The sequence below is a fragment of the Caballeronia sp. LjRoot31 genome (assembly GCF_964253885.1).
Classification (GTDB): Bacteria; Pseudomonadota; Gammaproteobacteria; order Burkholderiales; family Burkholderiaceae; genus Caballeronia.
Map to the genome: position 1 here is coordinate 306,550 of NZ_CAXURX020000003.1, position 25,651 is coordinate 332,200.

23 protein-coding genes are annotated in these 25,651 nt (G+C 60.4%); 17 read left to right on the plus strand and 6 right to left on the minus strand.

All coding sequences use genetic code 11. From position 1 onward, the window contains the following. Positions 1-85: 85 nt before the first annotated feature. Both ACSQ8V_RS30165 and ACSQ8V_RS30170 read right to left on the minus strand, forming a co-directional pair. Positions 86-1,390 (minus strand): MFS transporter, encoded by a 1,305-nt coding sequence (locus ACSQ8V_RS30165; protein WP_436208220.1) that lies wholly within the window; start codon positions 1,388-1,390, stop codon positions 86-88. 73 nt (positions 1,391-1,463) lie between these two features. After that, the gene (locus tag ACSQ8V_RS30170; RefSeq protein ID WP_436185415.1) at positions 1,464-2,843 is read right to left on the minus strand and encodes an NAD(P)H-dependent oxidoreductase; all 1,380 of its coding nucleotides are present in this window, start codon (positions 2,841-2,843) and stop codon (positions 1,464-1,466) included. 162 nt (positions 2,844-3,005) lie between these two features. Here ACSQ8V_RS30170 and ACSQ8V_RS30175 point away from each other — a divergent pair, with 162 nt between their 5' ends. Then, positions 3,006-3,902, plus strand: a complete 897-nt coding sequence (locus ACSQ8V_RS30175) for a LysR family transcriptional regulator (protein WP_436208221.1) — start codon at positions 3,006-3,008, stop codon at positions 3,900-3,902. A gap of 46 nt (positions 3,903-3,948) precedes the next feature. On the opposite strand, the gene ACSQ8V_RS30180 is transcribed toward ACSQ8V_RS30175, so the two are convergent. Further along, a complete protein-coding gene (locus ACSQ8V_RS30180; RefSeq protein WP_436208222.1) occupies positions 3,949-4,527 on the minus strand; it encodes a phospholipase D-like domain-containing protein in 579 nt (192 codons plus the stop codon). 44 nt (positions 4,528-4,571) lie between these two features. Between ACSQ8V_RS30180 and ACSQ8V_RS30185 the strand changes: the two genes are divergently transcribed. From ACSQ8V_RS30185 to ACSQ8V_RS30245, 13 genes are all read left to right on the plus strand, one after another. Further along, the gene (locus ACSQ8V_RS30185; protein WP_436208223.1) at positions 4,572-5,525 is read left to right on the plus strand and encodes an ISAs1 family transposase; all 954 of its coding nucleotides are present in this window, start codon (positions 4,572-4,574) and stop codon (positions 5,523-5,525) included. Positions 5,526-5,852: 327 nt separating this feature from the next. Next, positions 5,853-6,371 (plus strand): Hcp family type VI secretion system effector, encoded by a 519-nt coding sequence (locus tag ACSQ8V_RS30190; RefSeq protein WP_436208224.1) that lies wholly within the window; start codon positions 5,853-5,855, stop codon positions 6,369-6,371. Between the two features lie 74 nt (positions 6,372-6,445). Continuing rightward, entirely contained in the window at positions 6,446-8,566 is a 2,121-nt protein-coding gene (locus ACSQ8V_RS30195) for a type VI secretion system Vgr family protein (protein ID WP_436208225.1), read from the plus strand. Then, positions 8,566-9,498 carry a hypothetical protein gene (locus ACSQ8V_RS30200; protein WP_436208226.1) on the plus strand — a complete coding sequence of 311 codons (933 nt, stop codon included), beginning with the start codon at positions 8,566-8,568 and terminating at the stop codon, positions 9,496-9,498. The genes ACSQ8V_RS30195 and ACSQ8V_RS30200 overlap by 1 nt, the downstream gene beginning before the upstream one ends. 9 nt (positions 9,499-9,507) lie before the next feature. Continuing rightward, positions 9,508-12,357: a toxin VasX gene (locus ACSQ8V_RS30205; RefSeq protein ID WP_436208227.1), complete on the plus strand. Its 2,850-nt coding sequence runs from the start codon at positions 9,508-9,510 to the stop codon at positions 12,355-12,357. Further along, complete coding sequence (locus ACSQ8V_RS30210) at positions 12,354-13,334, plus strand: hypothetical protein (RefSeq protein ID WP_436208228.1); 981 nt, start codon at positions 12,354-12,356, stop codon at positions 13,332-13,334. The genes ACSQ8V_RS30205 and ACSQ8V_RS30210 overlap by 4 nt, the downstream gene beginning before the upstream one ends. Further along, complete coding sequence (locus tag ACSQ8V_RS30215; RefSeq protein ID WP_436208229.1) at positions 13,327-13,743, plus strand: hypothetical protein; 417 nt, start codon at positions 13,327-13,329, stop codon at positions 13,741-13,743. Before ACSQ8V_RS30210 ends, ACSQ8V_RS30215 begins: the two co-directional genes overlap by 8 nt. Next, positions 13,740-14,720, plus strand: coding sequence for a hypothetical protein (locus tag ACSQ8V_RS30220; protein ID WP_436208230.1), 981 nt, complete (start codon positions 13,740-13,742; stop codon positions 14,718-14,720). The genes ACSQ8V_RS30215 and ACSQ8V_RS30220 overlap by 4 nt, the downstream gene beginning before the upstream one ends. 53 nt (positions 14,721-14,773) lie before the next feature. After that, positions 14,774-15,490, plus strand: a complete 717-nt coding sequence (locus ACSQ8V_RS30225) for a hypothetical protein (protein ID WP_436208231.1) — start codon at positions 14,774-14,776, stop codon at positions 15,488-15,490. Further along, positions 15,487-16,557, plus strand: a complete 1,071-nt coding sequence (locus tag ACSQ8V_RS30230; protein ID WP_436208232.1) for an Imm71 family immunity protein — start codon at positions 15,487-15,489, stop codon at positions 16,555-16,557. Before ACSQ8V_RS30225 ends, ACSQ8V_RS30230 begins: the two co-directional genes overlap by 4 nt. A 138-nt stretch (positions 16,558-16,695) precedes the next feature. Next, the gene (gene tssI, locus ACSQ8V_RS30235; protein ID WP_436208233.1) at positions 16,696-17,400 is read left to right on the plus strand and encodes a type VI secretion system tip protein TssI/VgrG; all 705 of its coding nucleotides are present in this window, start codon (positions 16,696-16,698) and stop codon (positions 17,398-17,400) included. A 165-nt stretch (positions 17,401-17,565) separates the two neighbouring features. Then, positions 17,566-18,477 (plus strand): flagellar brake protein, encoded by a 912-nt coding sequence (locus tag ACSQ8V_RS30240; protein WP_436208234.1) that lies wholly within the window; start codon positions 17,566-17,568, stop codon positions 18,475-18,477. Positions 18,478-18,626: 149 nt separating this feature from the next. Continuing rightward, positions 18,627-19,241, plus strand: a complete 615-nt coding sequence (locus ACSQ8V_RS30245; protein WP_436208235.1) for an HAD family hydrolase — start codon at positions 18,627-18,629, stop codon at positions 19,239-19,241. A 180-nt stretch (positions 19,242-19,421) separates the two neighbouring features. Here ACSQ8V_RS30245 and ACSQ8V_RS30250 read toward each other — a convergent pair whose 3' ends face one another. Beyond that, positions 19,422-20,279: a LysR family transcriptional regulator gene (locus ACSQ8V_RS30250; protein WP_213764836.1), complete on the minus strand. Its 858-nt coding sequence runs from the start codon at positions 20,277-20,279 to the stop codon at positions 19,422-19,424. 19 nt (positions 20,280-20,298) lie between these two features. Here ACSQ8V_RS30250 and ACSQ8V_RS30255 point away from each other — a divergent pair, with 19 nt between their 5' ends. From ACSQ8V_RS30255 to ACSQ8V_RS30265, 3 genes are all read left to right on the plus strand, one after another. Further along, positions 20,299-21,285 (plus strand): NAD(P)-dependent oxidoreductase, encoded by a 987-nt coding sequence (locus ACSQ8V_RS30255; RefSeq protein ID WP_436208236.1) that lies wholly within the window; start codon positions 20,299-20,301, stop codon positions 21,283-21,285. A 21-nt stretch (positions 21,286-21,306) separates the two neighbouring features. Then, the gene (locus ACSQ8V_RS30260) at positions 21,307-21,531 is read left to right on the plus strand and encodes a hypothetical protein (RefSeq protein WP_436208237.1); all 225 of its coding nucleotides are present in this window, start codon (positions 21,307-21,309) and stop codon (positions 21,529-21,531) included. Between the two features lie 73 nt (positions 21,532-21,604). Next, positions 21,605-22,555 (plus strand): alpha/beta hydrolase family protein, encoded by a 951-nt coding sequence (locus ACSQ8V_RS30265; protein ID WP_436208238.1) that lies wholly within the window; start codon positions 21,605-21,607, stop codon positions 22,553-22,555. A 5-nt stretch (positions 22,556-22,560) separates the two neighbouring features. Here the strand turns inward: ACSQ8V_RS30265 and ACSQ8V_RS30270 are convergent, their stop codons facing one another. Both ACSQ8V_RS30270 and ACSQ8V_RS30275 read right to left on the minus strand, forming a co-directional pair. Beyond that, positions 22,561-23,088, minus strand: a complete 528-nt coding sequence (locus ACSQ8V_RS30270) for a GAF domain-containing protein (RefSeq protein ID WP_436208239.1) — start codon at positions 23,086-23,088, stop codon at positions 22,561-22,563. An 86-nt stretch (positions 23,089-23,174) separates the two neighbouring features. Continuing rightward, positions 23,175-25,637: a penicillin acylase family protein gene (locus tag ACSQ8V_RS30275; protein WP_436208240.1), complete on the minus strand. Its 2,463-nt coding sequence runs from the start codon at positions 25,635-25,637 to the stop codon at positions 23,175-23,177. Positions 25,638-25,651: the final 14 nt, after the last annotated feature.

Below are 25,651 nucleotides of genomic sequence, written 5' to 3' on the forward strand. Positions count from 1 at the left end.
GCTATTAAGCTTGCGCGCGGTGGGTTCGCGTAGAAGTGAGTCATCCAACCTTGGCAACGGTAACTGACGGACTCCTGTGTATCGATCAACGATCCGCGAGTTTCCCCGAGATAGTTCGCACCAGCAATGCGCCCAGCACAAGACACGCGGCCACAAAATACAAGCCCATTCGATTGTCGTGCGTCGTCACGTTGAGCCATCCCACCGCATAAGGCGAGACAAAACCGGCGAGGTTGCCCACGCAGTTGATTCCAGCAATTCCGACAGCCACGGAAGTGCCGGCAAGGAATGACGATGGAATGCTCCAGAACAGCGATAGCGCCGACAATATGCCCGCAGCCGCCACGCTCAACCAGATCACCGCGAGCGTCGGGTGGTGACCCACGTAGCCACTCGCAGCGAATCCGATTGCGCCGATTACAGCCAGCACGGAAAAATGCATCCGGCGCGAGCGGAAGCGATCCGAGCTCATTCCAGTGAGCACGATCGCGGGAATGGCGACAAGGTATGGAATGGCCGATAACCAGCCTATCGTCGATACATCACTTAAGCCCGAGTCCTTGATGATCGACGGCAACCAGAAGCTGATGCCGTACAAGCCGATGATCTGGCAGAAGTAGACAGCGCAGAGTTTCCAGATGTGGCGATCGGAAAGAATGGCGCCAAGATTGTGATGCGTCGTCTTCTCTGAGTCCTCCCGGTCGATCTCCCCTGTAACCAACGCTTTCTCATCGTCGGTCAACCACTTCGCCTGCGTGGGACGATCGACCATCAAGGCTAACACCGCAATGCCGCAAAGCAGGGCCGGAATCGCTTCGATCAGGAACAGCCACTGCCATCCTGCCATGACGGTTGAATGGCTGAAGTTGCTGAGTACCCAACCCGACAACGGACCGCCGACCACTCCCGACAGCGGAATCGCGATGTAATACACGCCAAGCGCAAAGCCCCGTTTTCTCGCGGGAAACCAATACGTCAGGTACAACATGATGCCCGGCGAGAAGCCCGCTTCGGCCACGCCCAGAAAAAAGCGGGCGGTGTAAAACTGCATCGGCGTTTTCACCAGCAGCGTGAGCGCGGAAATAATGGCCCACGTAATCATGATGCGCGCGATCCAGAGACGAGCGCCAACCCGATGCAGGATCAGGTTGCTGGGTACTTCGAAAATAAAATAGCCGATGAAGAAGATGCCCGCGCCCAAGCCATAGACGGCATCGCTCATGTTCAGCGCGTTGAGCATCTGCAACTTGGCAAAACCGACGTTCACCCGGTCGAGATAACCGCACAAATAACACAGCACGATGAACGGCATGATGCGCCAGCCGATCTTGCGATACACGTCGGTACGCGCCGCGGGCGCCACCAAAAGGGTTTCGCTGATATGGCTCATGTCTCCTCCGTCGTCCTTTGCCGGACGTTATAGAGTGCGGCCGGGCGGACGCCAGACCATCGATCAGGGATGCTTAAGATGCGAGTTTTTCGGCTGCCACCTCTACGCCCAATTCCTTGCGGAACAGCGCCTCCATCTCCAGACGCACGCGCACGGCTTCCTTGGTGGAGTCGAAGGCTACGTCGCTCCAGCGAACTGCTTGCCCTGCCGCGACCGGGCGCTGCAGCACCATGTTGTGCGCGAGACCAATGGGCAGCGCGCCCTGCAGCAGCGAGTCCACCGCGGGCATCAGCTTGCCGTAGACGGTGTGACCACCTTCGCCGTCCAGCCGTTCGCCTGCTCGCAGGTCACGCTTCGCGGTGGCCGCAACGTCTCCGTGGAAGCCCGTGGTCGCGCCCGTTGCCTCACCGCGCACCGCAATGCTCGCAATCGATACCCCGAGTTCCAGACCGATCAGGTGATACGGCTTGTACATGGCGGCGAAACGCCCGCTCTTGTCAGTCTTGAGACCGTATTGCGCAAAACAGTCGCGGACGTAATCGGAGGGCGCTTCAAAAATGGCGTAGACGCCCCAGCGCAAGTCCCGGAACACGGGACGGCCATCGCGTTCAAGCGACGACACCACTTCCACGCTGCCGCGATGCGGAAGGATTCCGCCCTCGGAGGCCGGGCGCAGCAACTCAGGCAGGTCGTCGACGCCACAGGCGGGAAACGCCAGGCCGTCAGGGGGCGGACGCAGATCACATGCGTTCGATACCGCCGCCATTTCCAGGGCCGACTTTGTGCCGTCGAGGAAGGAGTTGAACATCTGCGCGTTGAAGTCGCCGGAAGCAACCTGCTGTTCCGTGAAGCCGTAATAGCTCCAGACGGTGTCAGGGGTCGACTGATGATAGACCGGCAAATACTTAGTGCCCTTGCCCGCGCAGATGACGTCAAAGCCGATCGTGCGAGCCCAGTCCACCAGTTCCGCAATCAATGCCGGCTGATCGCCCGAGGCCATCGAATAGATGATGCCCGCCTCCGCCGCACGCCGCGCAAGTAGCGGACCGGCGAGCACGTCAGCTTCAACATTGACCATCACGATGTGTTTCTTGTGCTTGCAGCACAGCAGCGCATGATGGATACCCGCCGCGGGGCTGCCGGTTGCATCTATGACAATATCGACGTGATCGCTTGCGATCATTGCATCTGCGTCGTCGGTGATGAAAGTGGAGCCGCTGCGCAAAGCCTCTGCCCACGAACTCGCCGAATAACGCGCTTCTTCCCAGCCGACACGTTGCATCGCGCTGCGTGCTCGTGCCGGCGAAAGATCGGCGATGCCGACCAGATGAATGCCCGGCGTACGCGGCGCCTGCGACAGATACATAGAACCAAATTTGCCGGCGCCGATCAATCCTACTCTGACGGGACGCCCTGCCTGGGCGCGGGCTTCAAGCTTCGCGATAAGCGACATGCTGTCTCCTTTATTCATACGGTTGAATCGCGGTTCGTCATGGTTCGTGATGCCGGGATCGAGCCGCGCGCCTTCATCGGGGAAGGACATGAGGTCAAAGATAGCAGCCCGCTTTTTGCAATAGAATGGGCAATTCCACAACTGCGCTGTGCAAAAATCCCCATGCGAAGATTTGATTGGGATTCCCTGCAAGCCTTCCTCGCGGTCGCTCGCGCAGGGCGTCTCACTGTCGCAGCGCAGCAAATGGGCGTAGACCATTCCACGCTAAGCCGGCGTGTTGCTTCGCTTGAGGCAAGCATCGGCGTGCAGTTGTTCGAGCGGCGTTCAGTCGGCTTTCTGCTGACGCCCGAAGGAGAACGGCTGATGACCGATGCCGAGGCAATGGAGAGCCTGGCCCTGCGCATCAACGCGCGGTTGGGCGATCCGTCAGTTGGATTAACGGGAACGGTAAGAATCGGCACACCCGAAGGATTCGGGACCTACTTTCTTGCGCCGAGGCTTGCAAAGCTCACGGCCATGCACCCGGACCTGGAGATAGAACTGGTTGCCAATCCGCGCATGTTCAGCCTGTCCAAACGCGAAGCCGATATTGCAGTAACCATGACGCGCCCAAGTCAGGGGCGAGTTTATGCACACCCGCTCAACGACTATTCCCTTGGGGTTTATGCGTCGCCTCAGTATCTCGATACCCATGCGCCCATCACCACGTTTCAGGATATCTTCAATCATCCGTGGATCGGCTACGTCGAAGATTTGATGTGGAGCGCGGAGCTCGATTACCTGTCGCAGATCTCCACGTCGCTCACGCCGTCCGTGCGTATTTCGAACGTGATCAGTCAGGCGGCGGCCGTTAGCGGCGGCGCGGGGATCGGTGTGTTGCCATGCTTTATCGCACGCATCGATCCCACCCTCGTGCGTATTCTTCCCGATGAAATCTCGCTCAGCCGCTCCTACTGGCTGGTCACGCATGCGGACTCGCACGATGTAGCGCGAGTCAAGCTCATAGCGGATTTCATTCGCGCCGAGTGCAGCGCATCCGGATTATTCTGGGTGGGATAACGTCGACCGACAAGCCGGGCCCCGTGATGCACAGCGCTTGTGTCATCTAACGCGCCTGAGATTCACCATACATCGCGGGATTCAGGCTGCATGCAAGACCTTGCCAGTCGACATCGCCGGCCTTCCATCGGGCGGCATTTTCATGGGCGATACGTTGGTAAAGCTGCATCGCCATCTGGTCGTCCAGATGCTCGGTATCCTGCCCCAGATGCTCAAGTAGAAGCTGACAGCGCAGCGCTCGCACCACGTCACGATCCCACACCGCTGCATTCATCTCGCTGTGCCCGAACAGGGAATTCGCATGCAGGTTGCACGAGCCAATCGTCGCCCACGCGTCATCGACCAGCATGATCTTCGCGTGAACGTAGACGTATTTCCGGCTACCGGATTGCGTTTGCCCCGCGATGCCCGTCAGCGTGAAATGCTCGTATCTGCCAAGTGCTTCCAGCCGCTCGAAAAATGGCTTGCGCTCAGGACGTTGTCGCCACAAGGCCAGATATTCCTCCGGCTCGCCCGGCACGAGAAGGACGACATGCACGCCTCGTTTGAGCGCGTCCTCGAGCGCATACGCAATCTCCGGCACAGGCAACGCCTGATTTTCCACGAGACAGGTGTTGTACTTCACATTTGAGGCCGCCCTTTGCGTGGTGGCATGGAATCGTCCTTGAGGTGGAGTCGCACGCCGCTGACGAACGTCACGGCATTGCCTCTCACGACACCTTCGGGAGGGTGTTTGCGTCGCTTAATTCCAAGCAGTTCGAAGCATGTTTTATCCGCTGGATGAGCCACCTGTGTCCGGCGCTTGTCGATCAGGTCGTGGCGATCGACGGCAAGACCGTGCCGGGTTCGCAGCGGGCGGGGGAGCGTGCGATTCACCTGGTCTCGGCGTACGGTTGTGGACTGGGCGTGGTGCTCGGGCAGGTTCGTACGGCCGACAAAAGTAATGAAATCACGGCGATTCCGGAACTGCTCGATGCCCTGCTGCTTAAGGGTGCAATTGTCACCATCGACGCGATGGGGTGTCAGCAGCGCATTGCGCAGAAGATCGTGGGCGGCGAGGCTGACTACGTGCTGGCCGTCAAGGGAAACCAGGGCAAACTCAAGGACCGGGTCCATGAGGCCTTTGCAGCATTGGAGCGCTGGCCGGGTGCCTACGAGTGCGACGAACATGTGGAGATTGGCAAGGATCACGGGCGCATCGAAACACGCCGCTGCGTGGCGCTGTCGTACACGCCCTGCGCACTGGACGCCCTGTCTCGCTGGCCGAAGCTGCGTTCAGTGGCGATGGTCGAGGCCACGCGTGAGATCAACGGTGCCGTTTCAACCGAGCGCCGTTATTACATCAGCAGCCTCCCGCCTAACGCACTCACGATCGCTCAGGCCGTACGTTCCCACTGGCGCATAGAAAACTCGATGCATTGGGTATTGGACATGGCCTTTGGCGAAGATCAGTGCCGCATACGGGTGGACAACGCCGCGCAGAACTTCGCTGTCCTTCGGCGCATCGTGATGAACCTGCTCAAGCACGATACGACATCCAAGGTGGGGCTGAAGATTCGCCGTCTGAAAGCGTGTGCGAACGACCGCTATCTCGCTCAACTCCTCGGCTGGCATGGCGAATAGAAATTTAACTTTTAGTGCAATCGCCCTGCGCGTCGAAACCCGCAGGCAACTTATTGCCCGACCGGGCAATAAGTTGCCCGATCATTTTTCTTTGTTATCAATGAGTTGAAAATATTCGAGCAAACACTTGCCCGATTGCTCCGGCAAACAGCGGGTTTTCAGCGGTTTTTAGGCTAGATAGTCCGCAAGTTTGCTTCACCCATGGACCTAACATATTGTTTTTAATTAGCCTTATTAAAGAGATAGCGATCTGGCATAAAGCCTGCCTTATCAATGCCGGCACCTAGCCGGGTGCCCCATATCTCTTAACAATAAAGAAATCTGTCCATGCCAACACCCGCGTATATCAGCATCACCGGCAAGACCCAAGGCAATATCACCAAGGGCGCCTTCACCTCGGATTCGGTCGGCAACATCTATGTCGAAGGTCACGAAGACCAGATCCTGGTCCAGGAAATCGAGCACCGCGTCACCACCCCGACCGATCCGCAAAGCGGTCAGCCGTCGGGGCAGCGCGTGCATAAGCCGTTCGTGTTCACCTGCGCGCTGAACAAGGCCATCCCGCTGATGTACCAGTCGCTCGCTTCAGGCGAAATGCTGCCCAAGGTGGAAGTGAAGTGGTATCGCACCTCCATTGATGGCAAGCAGGAGCACTTCTTCACCACGACGCTCGAAGACGCCACCATCGTTGATATCAACACAGTGCTCCCCCATGCCCAGGACAGCACGAAGTCCGACTACACCCAGTTGATCAAGACCTCCGTGGCCTACCGCAAGATCACCTGGACCCATGCCATCGCCGGTACTGAAGCGTCCGACGACTGGCGCAAACCGATGGAATCCTGAGTCCCAACAGGGTCCCGCTGTCCACCACAGGACAGCGGTATCGGTTCCGTTTCATAGTTCTCCAGAAGGCCCGCATGCCACGCCAATCCGATCTGCGCTTTACCTTTGAGCCCGCCAGCGGCGTGGCCTTCGACGTCGTGGAGTTCGACCTCGACGAAGCGCTCTCCGCGCCCTTTGCGCTCACCCTCGAGCTCTCCAGCAGCGACCCCGCTGTCGACTTCGGCCAGATCCTCGACCAGCCCGCGCTGTTCACCCTCTATCAGGGCGAACAGCCCGTGCGCTACGTCCACGGCATCGTCAGCTCCTTCGCGCAGGGCGACACCGGGTTTCGACGTACCCGCTACCGCGCGGTGGTCGGACCGACCCTTGCTCACGCGGGCTTGCGTTCGGATTGGCGCATCTTCCAGCAACAGTCCGTGCCGCAGATCCTGCAGACCGTGCTCAAGGCCCAGGGCGTCACCGACTACGAGCAGTTGCTGTTCTGCGAACACCTGCCCCGCGAGTACTGCGTGCAGCCCGGCGAGACCGATCTGGATTTTCTCGCACGTCTGGCCGCCGAAGAAGGCCTGTATTACGCCTTCACCCATAGCGCCCAGGGGCACCACCTGATCCACGGCGACCGTATCTACGTGCACGGCGAGATCGAGGGCGGCCCCCTCACCTACAACCCCATGCCCGGCGGCGATGCCCCGGAGCCGGGTCTACGCACCTTCCGCTATACCGAACAGGTGCGCACCGCGCGCCAGACCCAGCGCGATTACACATTCAGGCATCCACAGTACGACCAGGAACACCGCAGCGACGCCACGAACCTCGATCATCAGGGCCGCGACTACGAGCGCTACGACTACCCCGGACGCTACAAGGTCGATGCAGCCGGCCAGCCATTTACCGCCACCCGCCTCTCAGCCCTGCGCCGTGACGCGCAGACCGCCGAGGTCACGGGCGACGATGCGCGTCTCGTGCCCGGCCTGGCCTTCGACCTCACGGGCCATCCCCGCGAGGACTGGAACTGCGGCTGGCGGTCTGTGCGTATCCACCACCACGGGGTGCAGCACAGCAGCCAGCAGGAAGAAAGTGCTGACGCGGCTCAGGGCACCCACTACAGCTATACCGCCACGCTGATTCCCGATCAGGTGGACTGGAAGGCGCCGCTGCTCACCAGGCCGCGTATCGACGGGCCGCAGATCGCCACCATCACGGGTCCGGTCGGCGAGGAAATCTATTGCGATGAATTCGGCCGCGTGAAGGTCCAGTTCCCCTGGGACCGCGAAGGCAAGAACGACGAGCACAGTTCGTGCTGGATACGCGTGTCGCAGAACTGGGCCGGTACCGCCTGGGGGCATATGGCTATCCCGCGAATTCGTCAGGAGGTCATCGTCGATTTCCTGGATGGCGATTGCGATCAGCCCATCATCACCGGGCGCACCTACCGGGCCACCAATCCGCCGCCCTACGAATTGCCCCTGCACAAGACGCGCACCACCATCAAGAGCCAGACCCACAAGGGCGAGGGCTTTAATGAGCTGCGCTTCGAGGACGAGAAGGATCAGGAGGAAATCTACGTCCATGCGCAGAAGGACCAGAACATTCACGTCAACCATGACGAGACCACGCAGATCGGCAACGACCGCAAAGAGAACGTCGAGCATGATGAAACCATCGCCATCGGGCACGACCGCACCGAGACGGTAGGCAACGACGAGCAGGTGAGCATTGGCAAAGATCGCCGCCACACCATCGGTCAGGATGCAGTCCTCACAATTGAACGTAACCACAGCATCACCATCGGCAAAGATCGGGTCGAACAGGTCGGCAATCATCGTAAAGACCAGACCACCGCCAACCACCTTATCGACGTGGGAGGCCATGTCGAGCACACCGTCCAGGGCCATCACCAGCTCACGGCGGGACAGAGTATCGAGCTCAAGACACAGCGCTACGTCTTGCAGGCGGGCGACGTGGCGACACTGCGTGGCCCCGGTGGCACCATCACCATCGATAGCAGCGGCATCACCCTGGAAGGCATCGCCATCAAGCTCAAAGGCCCGGTCAGCCAGGCCAGTGGCACGGGCAATAGCCTGTCTTTCAACGGCTCACCACAACCCGGTCAGGCCATGGATCGCATCTGTGCGATGCGGCCGGATGGCACCTGCCCTCGCAAGCGCTGCCCCTGTGGGAAAGGGATAGTCTGATGCAGATCATTTCTGACGCTCCCGTTGCGGACTGGTCACGTCATCGCGTACAGGAACTGACCGAGCCTGTCTGGACAGAGTTGTCAACCGGAGCACGCGCCTGGTTATGGCTCGACGGCGCACACAGCGACACCTTGGAAAACGAGGTGACGGCCGTGACCCATCGCTTCAACCATCGCTGGATCTGGCGCGGCACGGAGCGGGAATACCAGAATCCTGGCTACCGTCAGGGACCGATGCTGGTGCCGTTGGATGCGCCGCTACTGGATCATTTTCTCGCCACCTGGGCACCGCAAAGTGCAGGCCTCATCCTGCTGAGCCAGGCCGGCGACGATGTGCTGGTCGGCCATTTGCAACAGCTGCATCAATTCATTGCCGCCGACGGCTTGCCATTGCGCTTCAGTCTTGCCGCCCTGCGCCAGCTCGAAGAACTTTGCGATGGGTTGCCGTCGCAACGGCTGGCCGAACTATTCGGCCCCATCGACGCCATGATCTGGCGGGCCGGCGATAGGCAACCCGCGGACTGGCTGCGCGCCGACACGCCGCATAATGGTGGGCTACCGCTCGCGTCCGGCCAGTGCATCACGCTGAGCGCGGATGATGAGGCCGAGCTGGACCGAGCCAGCTTCGCCTGGTTCCTGCGCGATACCACTCGCCGCCTCACCCAGCAGTACCCCGCCCTGGTCGCCGCGCTGGACCGGAACGAATTCGCGCAGCAGTTAACGGCCTTCGCCAGCGAAGCCAACAACCTCGGACTACACCTCGAACGCGATGCCCGTCATTACATGGCGCTGCGGCTGACCTACCCGCAAGAACCGTTCGAGCGCGACACAGTGTTGCGTACCCGCCTGGGCCAGCGTCACATCGCTGGTCAACAACGCTTATTCGACCTCGAAGACCACCTGCGGCGTCTCGCGCCCAGTGTGACGTAAGGACACCCCATGACCGACGCCTACAAGAAGGCCCTGCAACCGCCGCACCCCAGCGAAAAACAGGTTGGCAAAGCCATCTCACCGCCGCCTTGCCAGCATGGCGTGCCCGTCTATCCTGTGCGCTACGGCATCACCGACAAACCCTTCGATGCCAAGGTGTTTCCCAAGCTCACCACTGCGGACTACCCCGCCTTGCAGGGCGTCAAAGCGTACGGCGTGCGGGTGCTGCGCCCTGGCTGCTACGTCTACCTGTGCTACATGAAAGACGACCGCATGTGGACCCAGCATTATCAGGTGACCGCTGATGTGCGCTTCGCGCAAATTTGGTGGAACGATAAAGACCGCGACAGCGATGCACCCGGCAGTTTCGCGCGTCCCGATGAAGCTGGCGCACAGCCCTACCTGCTGGCACCCGAGGAAAAAACCGCAGGCACGGTCTATGTGCTGGTGAGCGACACCATCCTCACCCACCGCACGCTCTACAAGATCGAGACCAACCAGGGTGGCCTGCGCGACAAGCTCGCCACCCATGTAAAACCGGCCGGCGGCGATGCGCAGCCGCATACCTTTAACGCTGTACTGGCGGGCAATGCCACCAGCGAATTGGTCAAGCCCAGCAGTTATGGTGCATCGTACGGTTACGCTTGGAGCGAAATCACTTTCGCCGAATCGGTCGCCGACATCAACCGCATTATCAATGGCATGTACATCGCCATAATGCCCCGCAAAGACATCGTGCCACTGGCCGTGGCCTTGCAAGACCCCATCGGTATCGCCAGCGAGCTCAACTACCTTTGCCACACTGAGGTAAAGAAGCGCGACATCTACACCGCCAATAACAAGCACAAGCTGCAAAGTGCGGCGTTGATCAATGGTTACTTCGAGCAGATCGAGGCCTCATCCGATGCCAAAACACCAGACGGCAAAAAGGCCATCGACAAACAGAAGGGGCTGGTGAACCTACGCGGTGCGCAGTCATTCAAGCCCGCTTACGAAAACCAGATCAAGTCCTTCGAAGTACCGATCAAGAACGCTGGCCTCGACGTCATCGCCTGGATGCGCTGGCTGGACAGCGCCAAGCTACTTGGCAAGGCACTCAGCGCCTTCGATCTGTCGTGCGTACGCAACGCGTTTGACTACGAAATCGCCGTGCTCAACTGCATCGGCGCGTCGGTGCACACCGACGACGGCCTCGCGGAACTGGCCAAACTGATCGAGGCCCGTCCGCGCGACAGTGCATTCTGGCTGGCCATGGGCGCAGGTGACATACCCTTGATGGATCGCCTGTACCACACGCTCAACATCACCAAAGCGACCTTCACGGTGGCGGACAAGTACGTGGAGACACGAGCCGCTACGGCGGCCACCAACATTTTGGCAGGCATGGTGCAGCACTATGTCGCCACGGCACCGATGGAAAAGGCCAGGGTGCAAGTGCTGCGTCTGCGCCATGTGGCAGAGCGGCGCTTCAACGTCACGCTTGGGTTTATCGAGGTTACAGCGGACCAGTTTGCGCGTTACACGCTGGAAATGCAGGGCTACATGGCCATGGGGCCTGATGCTTTTGCGCGCTGGCATCTGGACATGAGTCAGGCACCCGGCCCACTTTCCGGCACCACGCAGGTACAAGGCCACGAGCGCATCGAAGTATTTGAATGGGAAACCATCGCCACGGCGACAGTCAGCGGCGCGACACACGCACCGTCTAGGCCTATGGAGCTTACCGGCAATCCGCTGCTGCGCAATCTCAAGCGCTTGCGTGATACGGCCATCGTCAAGGCCGACCCGCTGCGGGCACCTGCTGGGGTGGCGTTTACCGGTATTGGTGGGGTGTTGGCGCTTTGGACTATGCGGGGTGCGGTTCAAGATATACGGAAAGCTCAGAATCTGGCGACGGTTGCTGCCATTGCCGGCGCTGCACTCGGGATTGTCGGCTCAAGCATTGAAATCACCACACTAGGCATTTCCATGTTCGTGGCGCGTCGGGGTAACGCGGTGCTAGCCAGTACCATCGTGAAACTGGGCTTTAAATGGGGCACGACTTACGCCGGTGGCGCAGCGGCGGCTGTTATGGCCGTGGCCGATGGCATCAAAGCCGTCAACGCCTCCAACGATGGCAATCCTGAGCTGGCGCATCTCTATCTGGGCTCCGCTCTTTCCGGGGGCGTGTTGGCATTGGCCACGGTGGCCGGTGGTAGCGCCAGCCTCGCCACGGCGGCGGCCGGCGGTGAAGTTGCCGCGGCCGTGCTGGGCCTCACGCCCGTGGGCTGGTTTGTCATCGCCGTGGTGGCCGTGGGTGCTTATGCCTACTTCAATCTTTCCATGTCTGGCGCGCAGCAAAGTCCCGTTGAGCTGCTGCTCAGCCACAGTGCCTGGGGCATCGCCGCCAAGCGCTACAACTTCAGTCAGGAGATGGAGGCATGGCATAGCCTGCAATTCCGTCCCCAGCTTGTTTCCACGTGGGAGTCGGCCTATGGCCATGCGGGCACCTTGCGTCTGCGCTGCACCCTGCCGGGTAATGGTGGTGGCGATTTCTGCCCCGTGCTTTCCATCACTTTGCGCGGTCAGCCCCTGCAAGAGGTGGACGTTGCCACCGCCACGCACACACCGGGCGGCTACCTCAATCTCGATAGCCAATGCGTGGTGGGCCGCCTGAGTAGCGACTACGGCGTGGAACGTGGCTGGGAGATCGCCATGCATGAGGATGCCCAGGCGGAAGTGACTTACCTTTATCGCCCCGATCCGGGTCGCATGCCCGACATCGCGCTGGAGCAGCCCGACGCACCCAAGCCGCTGGTGTTCACGCGCGAAGGCGCCACCGAGTCGGACCGCGTGGCCCCGGTGAGGGTGCCGGTATGAGCACGGCCGCCAACGAAACGATTCAACGCTTGCCGCCGAGCTTGTTCGTGGGTGCTACGCGTCTGGAGCGCGGCGTGCTCACCGGCGAGGCAACAAAGACGACGTCGTGGGAGGTGGGAGAAATCCTCGGTGTGCGGCGGGTCAACGATCAGTGCATGGAGTTGCAGACGGCGGACAACACCGGCAATCGCGAGTTAGCGGCGGGGTGGATAGGAAGATCGATGGAGATAGCGATTGTCATCTCAATCTTCATCTGGATCGTTGTGAAATGGTTCGCGCTGAACCCAGGGAAGGAAATAGGTGCTCAACTTCTGCTAGAGATCATTTTCATTCCGTGGCTCACTGTCATATTCGCACTTCTTATCTACTTGTGCAGTGGCGCACGGAGTAACCGCGGCACTTTCATCCGCCTACATCGCGGTACACGCAAGCTCTACTACGTCGCACCCGGACAAGAAGACTTGCTGACATTGGACTGGAATACCCTCGTGCCGCTGGCCGGCTTCATGCCCCTGCTCAGCATGGGTGTGTATACCACCCGGCATCCACTGTTTCTGGTGGGATTGGATACGTCCACCAAACCACCGCGCGAGCGGTTGATTGTGTGCGGCAACCTCGGCTGGCGCGACGAGGGGCAATCGGCCAAACAGCTATGGGATTACTTGCAGCAGTTTATGGCCGATGGGCCCGACGGCCTGCTGTTACCACCACCCGTGCCTAAACGCGGCACACGCACGCAAGCGTTCACTCGCCAGTTCCACGAATGGGCGGCCAAATTCCGTGAAGACTTGCCGACGGCTAAGTCTCGTTGGCGTTCACCGTGGCTGGTGTTCTGGAAAGGGTTCTGGCTCATCACCATGGTCTTTCCCGACAGCTTGGCGGATTGGATTCAGTACAACGTGCCGTATACGCGGTTTCCAAAAGCGATTGATGATCTGTGCGATATGCCATCACCGCAGGTGGACGGAGATGCGTAGAGCGCACCAGCCATTGGCCGACGGCCATGCGGGCACCTTGCGTCTGCGCTGCACCCTGCCTGGTGATGGTGGTGGCGATTTCAGCGCCAAGCTTTCCATCACTTTGCGCGGCCAGCGCCTGCAAAATGTGGACGCCGCTACTGCCACGCACACGCGGGGCGGCTTCAACCTCAATCTCGATAGCCAATGCGTGGTGGGCCGCCTGAGTAGCGACTATGGTGTGGAACGTGGCTGGGAGATCGCCATGCATGAGGACGCCCAGGCGGAAGTGATTTACCTTTATCGCCCCGATCCAGGTCGCATGCCCGACATCGCGCTGGAGCAGCCCGACGCACCCAAGCCGCTGGTGTTCACGCGCGAAGGCGCCACCGAGTCGGACCGCGTGGCCCCGATGAGGGTGCCGGTATGAGCACGGCCGCCAACGAAACGATTCAACGCTTGCCGCCGAGCTTGTTCGTAGGCGCCACGCGCCTGGAGCGTGGTGTACTTACGGGCGAGGCAGGCAAGACGATGCCGTGGGAAGTGAGCGAGATCCTCGGCGTACGCCGCATCAATGACCAATGTGTGGAGTTGCAAACAGCGGACAACACCGGCAATCGCGAGTTGGCGGCAGGGTGGATAGGAAGATCAATGGAAATAGCTGTCGTTGGCTCGTGTTTCCTTTGGGCTCTGTTTACTTTTTCGAGAGCAAACCCCCAGGGGCCACAGGGCGCGCATGACTGGCTAATGATCATTTTTATTCCATGGCTCATCGTCGTATTCGCACTTGTTATCTACCTATGCAGTGGCGCACGAAGTAACCGTGGCACCTTCATCCGCCTGCATCGCGGCACACGTAAGCTCTATTACGTGGCACCCGGTCAGGAAGATCTGGTGACATTGGATTGGGATCGCCTCGTACCGCTGGCCGGCTTCATGCCCTTGCTCAGCATGGGTGTGTACACCACCCGCCATCCGCTGTACTTGGTGGGACTGGATACGTCCACCACACCACCGCGTGAGCGATTGATTGTGTGCGGCAACCTCGGCTGGCGCGACGAGGGGCAATCGGCCAAACAGCTATGGGATTACTTGCAGCAGTTTATGGCCGATGGGCCCGACGGTTTGCTGTTACCACCGCCCGTGCCCAAACGCGGTACACGCACGCAAGCGTTCACTCGCCAGTTCCACGAATGGGCGGCCAAATTCCGCGAAGACTTGCCGACGGCTAAGTCTCGTTGGCGTTCACCGTGGCTGGTGTTCTGGAAAGGGTTCTGGCTGATCACCATGGTTTTTCCCGACAGCTTGGCGGATTGGATTCAGTACAACGTTCCATATACGCGGTTTCCTAAAGCGATTGATGATCTGTGCGATATGCCATCACCGCAGGTGGACGGAGATGCGTAGAGCGCACCAGCCATTGGCCGACGGCCACGCGTGCACCTTGCGAGGATGGGCCGTTGCCGGTGCGCTCCGCGCGCGGTGGCTGGACGCAAAACGCGGCGCCCGCAGACCGCCCGGATATTTATAAGAAATATTATTCGCCCGAGGAGGGTTATCCGGATTTGTCCAAGAGGGCGGAAAAGGGGCAGCTCACTGCGGTGGCCGCGTATAGCCGGCGCATTGTCAATCGCTCCCTGGCCACGGATGAACAGGTCGCGCGCTTCTTTGGGCCGAGTGGTAATACGCTGGGCAAAACAATAGACAGCACATCCGCCGGTGGCGCTTGGTGGTGGATCGGTGAAGCACCAGCTAATGCCAAGACGTGGCGAGAACAAGCGGCGGTCTTGGATGAGTTCAACCGCGACGGTTACATAGTCACTGGCAAGGTGACCGCGGATCATGGCCCCAAGGCGGCCGTCGGCACGGTTTCTGAACAAGTCAGCAAAGACATTCCGGGCCAATATCTGCCGGGTGGCGGAACACAAGGCTTTTTCTTTCTTCCGCCCGAATCGGTAAAACAGCTCAATTTCTTCGGTGACCAAGCCATCAAAACCGGCAAAACCTTTCCTCGGGTCGACACGGTGGCGGGCATCGCCTTCGAAATCCGCCCTACTAACTGGAAAGATGCCAACGGTATCTACGGGTATCTGCATCTGCCAGGTCCCGGCACAGTACAGACCATGAAGCTGGGTGCGCGCGAGCAAACCAGCAAGACCACGGAGACCCATCCATGAATGAGTTACCGCAAGGCGCCATGCTACCTAGCGAGCTGGAGCGAAAACAGATTTTCTATTGGCTCAAGCGCATCAGTTCCTACACCGCCTGGAACCGCATCCTGGGTTACTACCGCCACTGGGCCACGGTGGCCGAGCGAAGCGTGCAGGTAGCGAGTGAACGTGGCTGTGTCAACAACACCGCCATCACGGAAGATCGCCTGATCAGCATCCTGAAAGGCCTAGCCCACTGCGAGGAAGGTGCGCGCCGCCTGCGCTTGGGTGACAAGCGAGTATTCAAGTACGACGCCAACGGCGAGTTCGTGCTGGCGGACCGTACGCCATCTTACTGGTCCTCATTGCTGTGGCGCATCGAAATTGGAGACACCTACGTCGATAAAGACCGCACGCCACATTGGGCAGAATTCGAGTATGCGGTGAATCGATTGAACGAGGCGTGGGGAGAGTGCTCGCCCGACATCATTGAGCCTCAGTATCTCGGTGAACCGTCCTCGACGGCCTATGGTGTATATCTACAAGAACATCTCCCCAAGATGACCTTTCCCAAGGTATTGCCTGAGGTGCATGCTCCAGCCCAGCCCACCTTGGTAGCTACTGGAAAATCTGTTCCATGCACGGGTATCTGGGAGCCGGTCGAGGTGCCCAAGCCCAAAGGCCTTTATTTGTTTGGCGCACCTCCGCCGGAAGGCCCACTCCCGATCATCGGCTGCATGGCCTATTTGCACGGCGGCTCCAAAGCGCCGCAAGCCTCGCTCGAAACGGCGGATGCCAACCCAGACGCGGATGTTACTTGGCGCTTGCTGTGGCAAGACAACCGCTACGCTGATGGCAGCCTCCCCGAAGAAGAAGCAGGCTACGTCTTCCAGACGCCCGATCGCACCAGTGCCGCGCCGGAGCCTGACGAGCTACGCGGCGGTCTGCGCGTGCCGTCAGATACACCGTGCCCCTATCCCGGCGTGTGGGAATGCCTGGATCGCCCACTCGGCCCGCAAACCGTCGCTTATGGCGTGCCCATGCCACGTGTCGGCGGCGAGTGCGTCATGTGGCGCTTGATGAAGGCAATATGACGTGGCAGTCGACGGACGCTCGGTCATTTAGCGACTGGTCAAGGCACTGTAGACGGGACACGAAGTGTCTGTTTGAACGTGCCACGTTTGCCAGATACACATCAAACATTGAACTAACGAATCTGCAAAGAGGCTTCCATGCCACGCCAGTCCGATCTGCGCTTTACCTTTGAGCCCGCCAGCGGCGTGACCTTCGATGTGATCGAGTTCGACCTCGACGAAGCGCTCTCCGCGCCCTTTGCGCTCACCCTCGAGCTCTCCAGCAGCGACCCCGCTGTCGACTTCGGCCAGATCCTCGACCAGCCCGCGCTGTTCACCCTCTATCAGGGCGAACAGCCCGTGCGCTACGTTCACGGCATCGTCAGCACCTTCGCGCAGGGCGACACCGGGTTTCGACGTACCCGCTACCGCGCGGTGGTCGAGCCGACCCTTGCTCACGCGGGCTTGCGTTCGGATTGGCGCATCTTCCAGCAGCAGTCCGTGCCGCAGATCCTGCAGACCGTGCTCAAGGCCCAGGGCGTCACCGACTACGAGCAGTTGCTGTTCTGCGAGCACCTGCCCCGCGAGTACTGCGTGCAACCCGGCGAGACCGATCTGGATTTTCTCGCACGTCTGGCCGCCGAAGAAGGCCTGTATTACGCTTTCGCCCATAGCGCCCAGGGGCACCACCTGATCCACGGCGACCGTATCTACGTGCACGGCGAGATCGAGGGCGGCCCCCTCACCTACAACCCCACGCCCGGCGGCGATGCTCCGGAGCCGGGTCTACGCACCTTCCGCTATACCGAACAGGTGCGCACCGCGCGCCAGACCCAGCGCTTATTAAGTCGCAGAATATATTAATATGTATGCGTCTGTGCCGGGTTGCATCGATTTCAGCCACCGGGAACCAAGCGGCTGACCACTCTGGTTTCGTGCGCCCCTCGATATCTGGATAGCCTCACCAGTAAGACGATTATCGCTGCTTCGACCCTCCCCACCCAGACCATGACCAACGAGGTTTCCGTTTTGCCATCACCTTCAGCGTCCAGCCGTCTCTCGCCCAACGAAGTTCCGGTGGGCGAACCGCTCGTGTGGTCTATCGTTGGTGTCGATGGCGCGCTCTTGTTCGAAGCCGGCACCACAGTAACGAACCTGGCCGCGCGAAGTTTCCTGTTCGAGAACTTCGAACCCTACAAGTTTGAAGAGGCAGGCGCACATAACGCGAATGATTCGACGCAGACCGCAAACGCAAACGCAGGGTCGCCCGGCGATGAGTCCTCCGGGCATCTCACACTCGACAATATCGGCCTGAAGATCGGTGCACGCCTGGGCTTGCGTGCGGCCCCGGGGTCCGCCATGTATTCGAGCCGTGTCATTGGTTTCTCCACGCCGGGAGCGCGCCGCGCCCGCGCGGTATTTATCACGCAACCCGTCATTTCAGGCCATCAGTCGCTGGACCTCGCACGTGGCGAGCAGGTCGAGCTTGTCGCGCTGACAACGCGGTCCGTGTTCCAATTCGCGTGCACTGTCGACGCCGTATGCCACGAACCGTTTCGCTACCTCGTGTTGTCGGAACCGGGAAATATTCGCCGCTTGCGTGCCCGCAAATTCGTGCGCATGACCACGCGAATGCCCGCGCATTTTTTCAACGCGAGCTGCGAGGAGCGCACCCCTCAACTCGGCCTGATTCGCGACATCAGCCCTTTCGGCATGTCGTTAGCCGTCGCTGAGCCGACTGCAAGTCTCGACGACCGGCTCCGCTTGTCGTTTCGTTTCCACACGGACGACACCGACGTCAACATCGACTGCGACGCAATAGTTCGGCATGTCCATGAGGTCGACGCACAGGGTATCAACGGCGCGTATGGCCTGGAGTTCGAGAAAATTGAACCGTCCCAGCGCATTGCGTTGAAGTCGCTCATGGCTGAACAAGTTTGATTCGGCATTGTTCAAGGACGTCCAAAAACCGGATGTCTGTCTAGCCACGGTGTTTTTCGTCGAGACACAATAGAATCTCCAGCGGCATCAAGGCATATTGCCCGATGAATGCTTCGCCTTCTGGAACCTTTTTCCGCGAGGCTGACAACATGACAGCATCCCCCGCGCTAGTCCTGTTCGACATGGAAGGCGTACTGTCTCACTACGACCGCTCCGCACGAGTCGATCATCTGTCGGCCGTGTCAGGTCAGCCGCCCGACGCCGTGCGTCACGCCATCTGGGGGTCCGGACTCGAAGCGCGCGCCGATGCCGGACAGATCAGCGACGACGAATATCTGAGCGCATTGGGCGACCTGCTAGGCGGCCCTATCAGCCGCGACGACTGGCTGGCGGCCCGGCATGCGTCAATCACGCCTTATACGGAAGTACTCGCACTCGCCGCAAAAGTGGCGGAACGCTGCCGGATTGCGGTGCTGACAAACAATTGCCGCCTGGTCACTGATTACATCGGGTATCTGAATCCTGCCGTTGCGCAACTCTTCGGTCCTCACGTATACGCATCCGCATCGTTCGGTGCAGCGAAGCCGGCAGCTCAAGCCTATCTTCGTTGCCTCGAGCAACTCGGCGTGGGCGCGGACCAAACTCTTTTCATCGATGACACGGACACCAACGTAGCCGGCGCGATCAATGCCGGTCTGCACGGATACAAGTTCGTCAGCGCCGAAGCGTTGGCAGAAGAACTGGAACGTTGGCAGTTGCTTTAGCGCGTGCGTTTGAAGCCGATCCTGATCGGCTTCAAACGCAGACAACCCCGCGTCACTATTTCCCAAATCAATCGTCCGCGCGCCGCCGATGGAAGCTGTAGATGCCGCACATCGAGCAGGAATAGCGGCGTGCCTTCGTGGTCTTCGTCTATAGGTGTATTGCAATGCCGTTGCACATGCTCAAGACCATCGCAACACACCGTCGCGAACATATTGCGCGAATGCTCGCGCCGCCGGCCCGCCGTTGGCCGGCAAATGCAGACTGATCGCAAAGTTCGGCAGCGCCGGCATGCCGGTATCTGTATTGAGGATATCCATGTCGGCGGGGACGGTAGACGCCAACCATGCCGTGATCGCGAGGTCGCTTCTCACCGTCGCCGTTGTCGCCTCGATGTTGCCGCTCTCGAACACGCTTCGCCATTCGAGATTCTTCTCGCGAAGTGCTTGTAGAACCACCGGCCTGAACGCGCAGGACTCCGCCACGATCGAGACCGGCAACGGCCGCTTCAGATGCGCCATTCCCCCTCTTGCACCCACCCACACAAGTCGTTCGACCCGCAGGCATTCGCCCGCCGCTTCGTCCGTGGCGGCTTCTATGACAGCCAGGTCGAGTGAACCGCTGGCAAGCGCCCTGGAGAGCTCAGGCGACGTTGCGCACATGAGCGATATCTCCACGTAAGGACAGGCCTCCGCGAACGCCTTGAAGATGGGCGGGAAGCACGTTCCGACGAGGTCATACGGCACGCCGATCCGCAGCGGTCCCTGTAGCGGACGCGTTGCCATATCCGCCCAGATTTCGTCGTTCATTCCAAGCAGGCGTTTGGCCTTGCCCAGAAAACGTTCGCCGATCCGGGTCAGCTCAAGGCGACGTCCCTCTCGTTCGAACAGACTGCAATCGAACGATTCTTCGAGCCGCTTGATCTGCTGGCTCACCGCCCCTTGCGTCAGATGAAGGCTGTTCGCGGCCACGGTCATGCTGCCGTGGTCCGCCACAGCGACGAAGGTCCGCACGAGATTGATGTCGAGATTCTGGGTCATGGACATATTATGGATCGTAATGCGTTGCATCAATAAGTATCGATTCTCTAATGCGAACTGGCGGAATACAGTGCGATTCACGCTTTGTCACGCCAGGGGACCCATCATGAGCAACGCCATGACAACACGGACAGTCGGTTTCATCGGACTCGGCGCGATGGGGGAAGCGATGGCGCTGAACCTCGCGAAAGCCGGCACGCCGCTCGTGGTCTGGAACCGCACGCCTGCGAAAACCGGGACCCTCGTCGCTGCCGGCGCAGAGCTCGCACAAGATGCGGCTGAGGTGTTCGCGCGTGCCCCGACCGTCATCCTGATGCTGGTCGATGGCGCCGCCATTGACGCGGTCCTCGAACGTGGCTGCCCCGCCTTCGTGTCCCGCGTACAGGGCCGTACGATCGTCCACATGGGCACTACCTCGCCGGCCTACTCGCGTGGTCTGGAAGCCGATATCCACTCGGCTGGCGGGCATTACGTCGAGGCTCCCGTGTCGGGATCACGCAAGCCCGCCGAAGCGGGCCAGCTCGTCGCCATGGTGGCGGGCGATGCGGATGCCGTAGAAGCCGTCCGCCCGCAGCTCGCCCCGATGTGCCGCGAGACCATGGTGTGCGGACCCGTTCCGAACGCCCTTCTGATGAAGCTATCGGTCAACCTGTTCCTGATTGCACTCGTCACGGGGTTGGCCGAAGCTGTGCATTTCGCCCAGCGCAATGGACTCGATCTCAGCCGGTTCCTGGCCGTGCTGAATGCCGGCCCCATGGCGAGCGATGTATCACGCGTGAAGGCGCCGAAACTCATCGACCGGGATTTCGCGGTGCAGGCCGCGATTTCCAACGTGCTGGAAAACAACCGCCTGATCGGCGAGGCGGCGCGTGAAAACGGTATCGCTTCCCCGCTGCTGGACGTCTGCCACGCGCTCTATGGCGAAACGCTTGGACTGGGCCTCGGGGAAGCCGACATGGTCGCCGTGCTCAAGGCAATCGAAGCACGCAGCGACCTGCAACAATGATTGGTTTCTTCCTGACTGGTCTTGTACCCGCTGCTCACATGGTTTGTTCTCGGGCACGTGATGGCGCTCGATGCGTTCTGGGTGCAAGCAGGCGTTCTGATTGCGTGCTTGCCCTCAGCCGGGAATATCTACGTGCTCGCGCAGCGGTATGACGCCGATCCGCAACGAGTGTCAGCGGCCATTCTTTTGTCCACGATCGCCAGCGTGATGACCTTTCCGTGCGCCGCATGGCTCGTCCTTCGGTAAGACTTCCATGACCCATCGATGAACGACTGTATATTCAAGCTACCGACGAACTCCCCAAACGAGAAAAACAACTATGAGTGATGTCCAGCCTACGCCGGTCACGATACACGCCGGTGACGGCTACGCGCTGAAGGGCCAGATATGGCGCCATCACGATGCCCCCGATGCGGGCGGACCCAGGCCCGTGGTCATCATCAACCCGGCCACATCGGTCCGATGCAGCTACTACTCGCGCTTCGCCGCGTTCCTGCACACACACGGATTCGATGTCATCACCTACGATTATCGAGGCATCGGCGGGTCTCGCCCGGCGTCGCTTCGCAGTTTGCAAGCAGGATGGCTGGACTGGGGACGTCTCGATTTCGAAGCCGTATTGCGCATGGCATCCAGCACGTTTGCTCGCCAGCCTGTACAGGTCGTCGCCCATAGCATAGGCGGCGTCCTGGTGGGACTGGCTCCGTCGAATCATCTGATTGACCGCGTTTTCACCATGGGCGCGCAATTCGCCCATTGGCGCGACTACGCCAGTCATAAACGATTCGGCATGCTGATCAAATGGCACGTAATCATGCCGGCGCTCACGGCTGCACTCGGCTATTTTCCCGGTGGCACGCTAGGCTGGATGGAAGACACCCCGCGCGGCGTGGTGCGCGACTGGACCGCGCCGCAACCCAGGTTCGAGGATGCATTCCGGCACGGTCCGCACGCCCTGACGGAAGCACAGCGCGCGACGCTGGTCAAAGGTTTCGCCGCATTGCATGCGCCAATACTCGCATTCAGCGTAACCGATGACGAATTTGGCACGGTATCGGCCATCGAACGTTTGCTTGCTTACTTCAGGAACAGCCCGATCACCCATCTGCGTATTCCGCCCGAAGCGATGGGGTATCGCGAGATCGGCCACTTTTCGTTTTTCCATAGCCGCTTCGAAACGTCGCTATGGCAGATCCCGCTCGAATGGCTGAAGGCTCGCTCAGTGCGTGCCGACCTTGCAGGGTTTGTCGTCAAGACTAACGCTCGATGAGAGCCTTACGCCGATGTCCGCGGCTCCCACGCCAGTTCCATGAATACCTGGCATAGCGCTTCCATTCCTTTGGCATCGTCCGCATCGAAGCGGCCGACCGAAGGGCTGTCGACATCCCAGACGCCGGCCAGGCTGCCGTCCTTGGCAACGAGAGGCACGACAATCTCCGATTGCGAAGCCGAGTCGCACGCAATGTGTCCGGGAAACGCGTGAACGTCCTGCACAACCTGTGTGAGCCGGGTTTGCGCGGCCGTGCCGCATACGCCTTTTCCCAGCGCGATGCGAACGCACGCCGGTTTGCCCTGGAAGGGACCCACGACGAGCTCGACGCCATCGAAGAAATAAAAACCACTCCAGTTCAGGTCGGGCAGCGTGTGATACACCAGCGCCGAAAAGTTGGCGGCATTGGCGATGCGATCGGTTTCATCGCTGAGAAGCGAGCGCGCCTGCGCAATAAGCTCGTCATATTGCGCTGCTTTTGAACCGGTGGATTGTTGAACGGTGAAGGACATGATGGCGATGGTGTGCGCCATGACCGGCTAGGTCATGGCTGTTGGAGAAGGAAGTCATTCGACCATAGCACAGCGCGCTGAATCGAGCACACATGCACCTTCTACGTCTATCTCGGCGCTTGCAGCATCACTGTCGTCATGGCCGGATCGGCGGTTATGGCCTCTTCGGTGAACGGAAAGCGCAGCCATTGCTTGCCGGCAAAGCGCCGGGTTGCATCGGAGAAATGGGGCGAGGCGGGGTCGTCGGATTCCGAATGCGCCAGCATCGTGTCCGCTTGCACGCCATTCGCGTCGAACGAAACCACTTGCAGGTAACTCGCACCGTGGCCGCTGCGATCGACGGCGTAGCCGTTTGCATCGACGGGATGGAGCGCACACATTACCGTGAAATAACCCGCTTCGTCGCAACCGCCAAAGAGCGGCACGCGCTCACCGTTCCGGTCGGCGTGCAGCAGTTCGCCACGCGTGGAGTCGAGCGCAAAACCGTAACGCTGCATAGCGAGCACCGCGCCGCCGAGCGCCTGCTGAAGAGCGGGTTTAAGCGCGGGATTGGAGGCGTCGAGACCGCGCGGCGTCGCAAGCGGCGCGGCTGGATCGAACGGCACACGGTAGAAATGCGCCAACCCTGCCCCGTTCAGGCGACGCCAGAATTCGTCCCATAGATTGGCCCCACGCGCCTGGGTGTTGGCGGTGCCGTCCCACTCACGCAGTACCTTGCACGCTTGCGCCAAATCCACCGTTTGCGGCTTGCCGCCGGGCGTTCCTTGCGTGACCGAAACCACCGAAGCCGGTGCATCCGGCACATCGCTGCAGGCCGCGTCGAGGATAGGCTTGCGGAACAATTGCTCCGACATCGACCGGCTATCGAGCACCTTCGTCTCGAGTGCAAGCCGCGTCGCGCCCCCCTTCTGTGCCTGTAACTCGGCCGCGAGCATGTGGCCAAACCGCGTGCGCAGCGACTGCTCCGTGCCGGTAATGCCGGCCACATGCGGGTAGCCGGTCATTGGCGCGTTGGCGTTGGTCAGCCAGTAACTGCCGTTGAAGTTACCCACATAATCGCCGCGCGCCATGCCGGGCATCTCGGAGACCGGCAATGCTCCTGCTTGCACACTCGATGCTTCCACGCGCCATTCACAGGCGCTTTTCGAACCATCGAGAAACGGCACGCCGGGCGCTTTCGCATCGAACGCCCGGCCAAGCGGCGGCGTGCAGGCCGCCGCCAGCGAATCGGGCACGTCCGGCACAGCGCCAAAGTCGGCGAACCATGCACGCGGGTCATCGCGGCCGATCGCCAGGGTGTTGACCCACGGCGTGGCTGCGAAGCGCTTCTGGATCGCGATGAAATCGTTGAGGGAGCGCGCCTGATCCCACGCCAGGAAGTTCTCGAAGGCGCGTGTGTTATCGGTATTCACGTCGCGCAGCGCGAACGCGTGTTGCGCATTCCATGCGAGTGCCGGTGACATCGACGACAAATCCACGAGCGGACCAAACCGCGAGCGATATAGCGTGCGCGTAATCGGTGTCAGGCTGCCGTCGGCGTTACGCGTTTCGACCGTGACGGGCACAGGTGTCATCGGCTCGCTGACGCCATCGAAGAAATATCGCGTGGGATCGGCGGGATCCAGCGACAACTGGAAAATGCCGAAGCGCCGCGCGCTCGACACGGTATGGGTCCACGCGATGTCGTTGTTAAAGCCGATCATCACGAGCGGCACGCCAAGAAATGACACGCCCGCTACATTCAACTGTCCCGGGATGGTTAGCTGTGCTTCATAGAAGCGGTCAGGCCCGCGCCAGAACCAGTGCGGGTTGCCGAACAGGAGGCTGCGGCCTTCCTGCGTGACCGGCGCGCCGAACGCAAGCGCATTGCTGCCAATGCCCCGCTGCCCGCCTATGTCGAGTTGCGAAGGCGCGATATCGACGGCGCCGGTCTGCACGGACGGCCCCAACGGGGCGGGTTTTGCAGGCGGCTGCGCGCTCGCTATCTGTGGCAAAAACCGTACAGCACCACCGGCGAGATTGGCTGCCACGAGCCGGCGGATCATATCGTCGGAACTGATCTTGCCGACCCACGGCTTGCCTCTGCACGCCGCGTTCGCCCCGCCCATGCGTCCCGCGTCCAACTCGTCGACGTAACGGTTATAGCCCGCCACGAAACCGTCGATCAACTCGCGAATGGGCGCGGATTGAGCGGATCGATAACGTTCGACAGCGCTCGCGTCGTCAACAAAACGAAAGAAGAAATCGGCTTCAAGATTGCGCGGTTGTCCGAAGGAAGCGGCCGTCGGCGGCCGCGCATCGGCACCGAAATTCGCCGAGCGCTCGCCGCGAAACGTGACGAAGCCGTCTGCGAGCGTGCACAGGTTGTCTTGCGCCTGCACGTAGCCATAGCCATAACCGAGGCTCGCCCAATCGTCTGCCTTGATATGCGGGATACCATCTTGCGTGCGGCGAATCTCGACGCTAAAAGGCGGCTCGGCACTCGCCACGTTCCGGGGGACTTGCACACAACCGCTCAATGTGGCTGCGGCGAACACCACCGCCACCACGAGCCTGACAACTTGCTTCATGAGATCGAAACCTT

Bases quoted from the DNA above. Each gene is read 5' to 3' on its own strand.
- ACSQ8V_RS30195 (WP_436208225.1), top strand. From the start codon at position 6,446: ATGCCACGCCAATCCGATCTGCGCTTTACCTTTGAGCCCGCCAGCGGC.
- ACSQ8V_RS30165 (WP_436208220.1), bottom strand. From the start codon at position 1,390: ATGAGCCATATCAGCGAAACCCTTTTGGTGGCGCCCGCGGCGCGTACC.
- tssI (WP_436208233.1), top strand. From the start codon at position 16,696: ATGCCACGCCAGTCCGATCTGCGCTTTACCTTTGAGCCCGCCAGCGGC.
- ACSQ8V_RS30255 (WP_436208236.1), top strand. From the start codon at position 20,299: ATGCGTTGCATCAATAAGTATCGATTCTCTAATGCGAACTGGCGGAAT.
- ACSQ8V_RS30170 (WP_436185415.1), bottom strand. From the start codon at position 2,843: ATGTCGCTTATCGCGAAGCTTGAAGCCCGCGCCCAGGCAGGGCGTCCC.
- ACSQ8V_RS30230 (WP_436208232.1), top strand. From the start codon at position 15,487: ATGAATGAGTTACCGCAAGGCGCCATGCTACCTAGCGAGCTGGAGCGA.
- ACSQ8V_RS30265 (WP_436208238.1), top strand. From the start codon at position 21,605: ATGAGTGATGTCCAGCCTACGCCGGTCACGATACACGCCGGTGACGGC.
- ACSQ8V_RS30200 (WP_436208226.1), top strand. From the start codon at position 8,566: ATGCAGATCATTTCTGACGCTCCCGTTGCGGACTGGTCACGTCATCGC.
- ACSQ8V_RS30190 (WP_436208224.1), top strand. From the start codon at position 5,853: ATGCCAACACCCGCGTATATCAGCATCACCGGCAAGACCCAAGGCAAT.
- ACSQ8V_RS30175 (WP_436208221.1), top strand. From the start codon at position 3,006: ATGCGAAGATTTGATTGGGATTCCCTGCAAGCCTTCCTCGCGGTCGCT.
- ACSQ8V_RS30275 (WP_436208240.1), bottom strand. From the start codon at position 25,637: ATGAAGCAAGTTGTCAGGCTCGTGGTGGCGGTGGTGTTCGCCGCAGCC.
- ACSQ8V_RS30270 (WP_436208239.1), bottom strand. From the start codon at position 23,088: ATGGCGCACACCATCGCCATCATGTCCTTCACCGTTCAACAATCCACC.
- ACSQ8V_RS30245 (WP_436208235.1), top strand. From the start codon at position 18,627: ATGACAGCATCCCCCGCGCTAGTCCTGTTCGACATGGAAGGCGTACTG.
- ACSQ8V_RS30250 (WP_213764836.1), bottom strand. From the start codon at position 20,279: ATGACCCAGAATCTCGACATCAATCTCGTGCGGACCTTCGTCGCTGTG.
- ACSQ8V_RS30205 (WP_436208227.1), top strand. From the start codon at position 9,508: ATGACCGACGCCTACAAGAAGGCCCTGCAACCGCCGCACCCCAGCGAA.
- ACSQ8V_RS30220 (WP_436208230.1), top strand. From the start codon at position 13,740: ATGAGCACGGCCGCCAACGAAACGATTCAACGCTTGCCGCCGAGCTTG.
- ACSQ8V_RS30210 (WP_436208228.1), top strand. From the start codon at position 12,354: ATGAGCACGGCCGCCAACGAAACGATTCAACGCTTGCCGCCGAGCTTG.
- ACSQ8V_RS30215 (WP_436208229.1), top strand. From the start codon at position 13,327: ATGCGTAGAGCGCACCAGCCATTGGCCGACGGCCATGCGGGCACCTTG.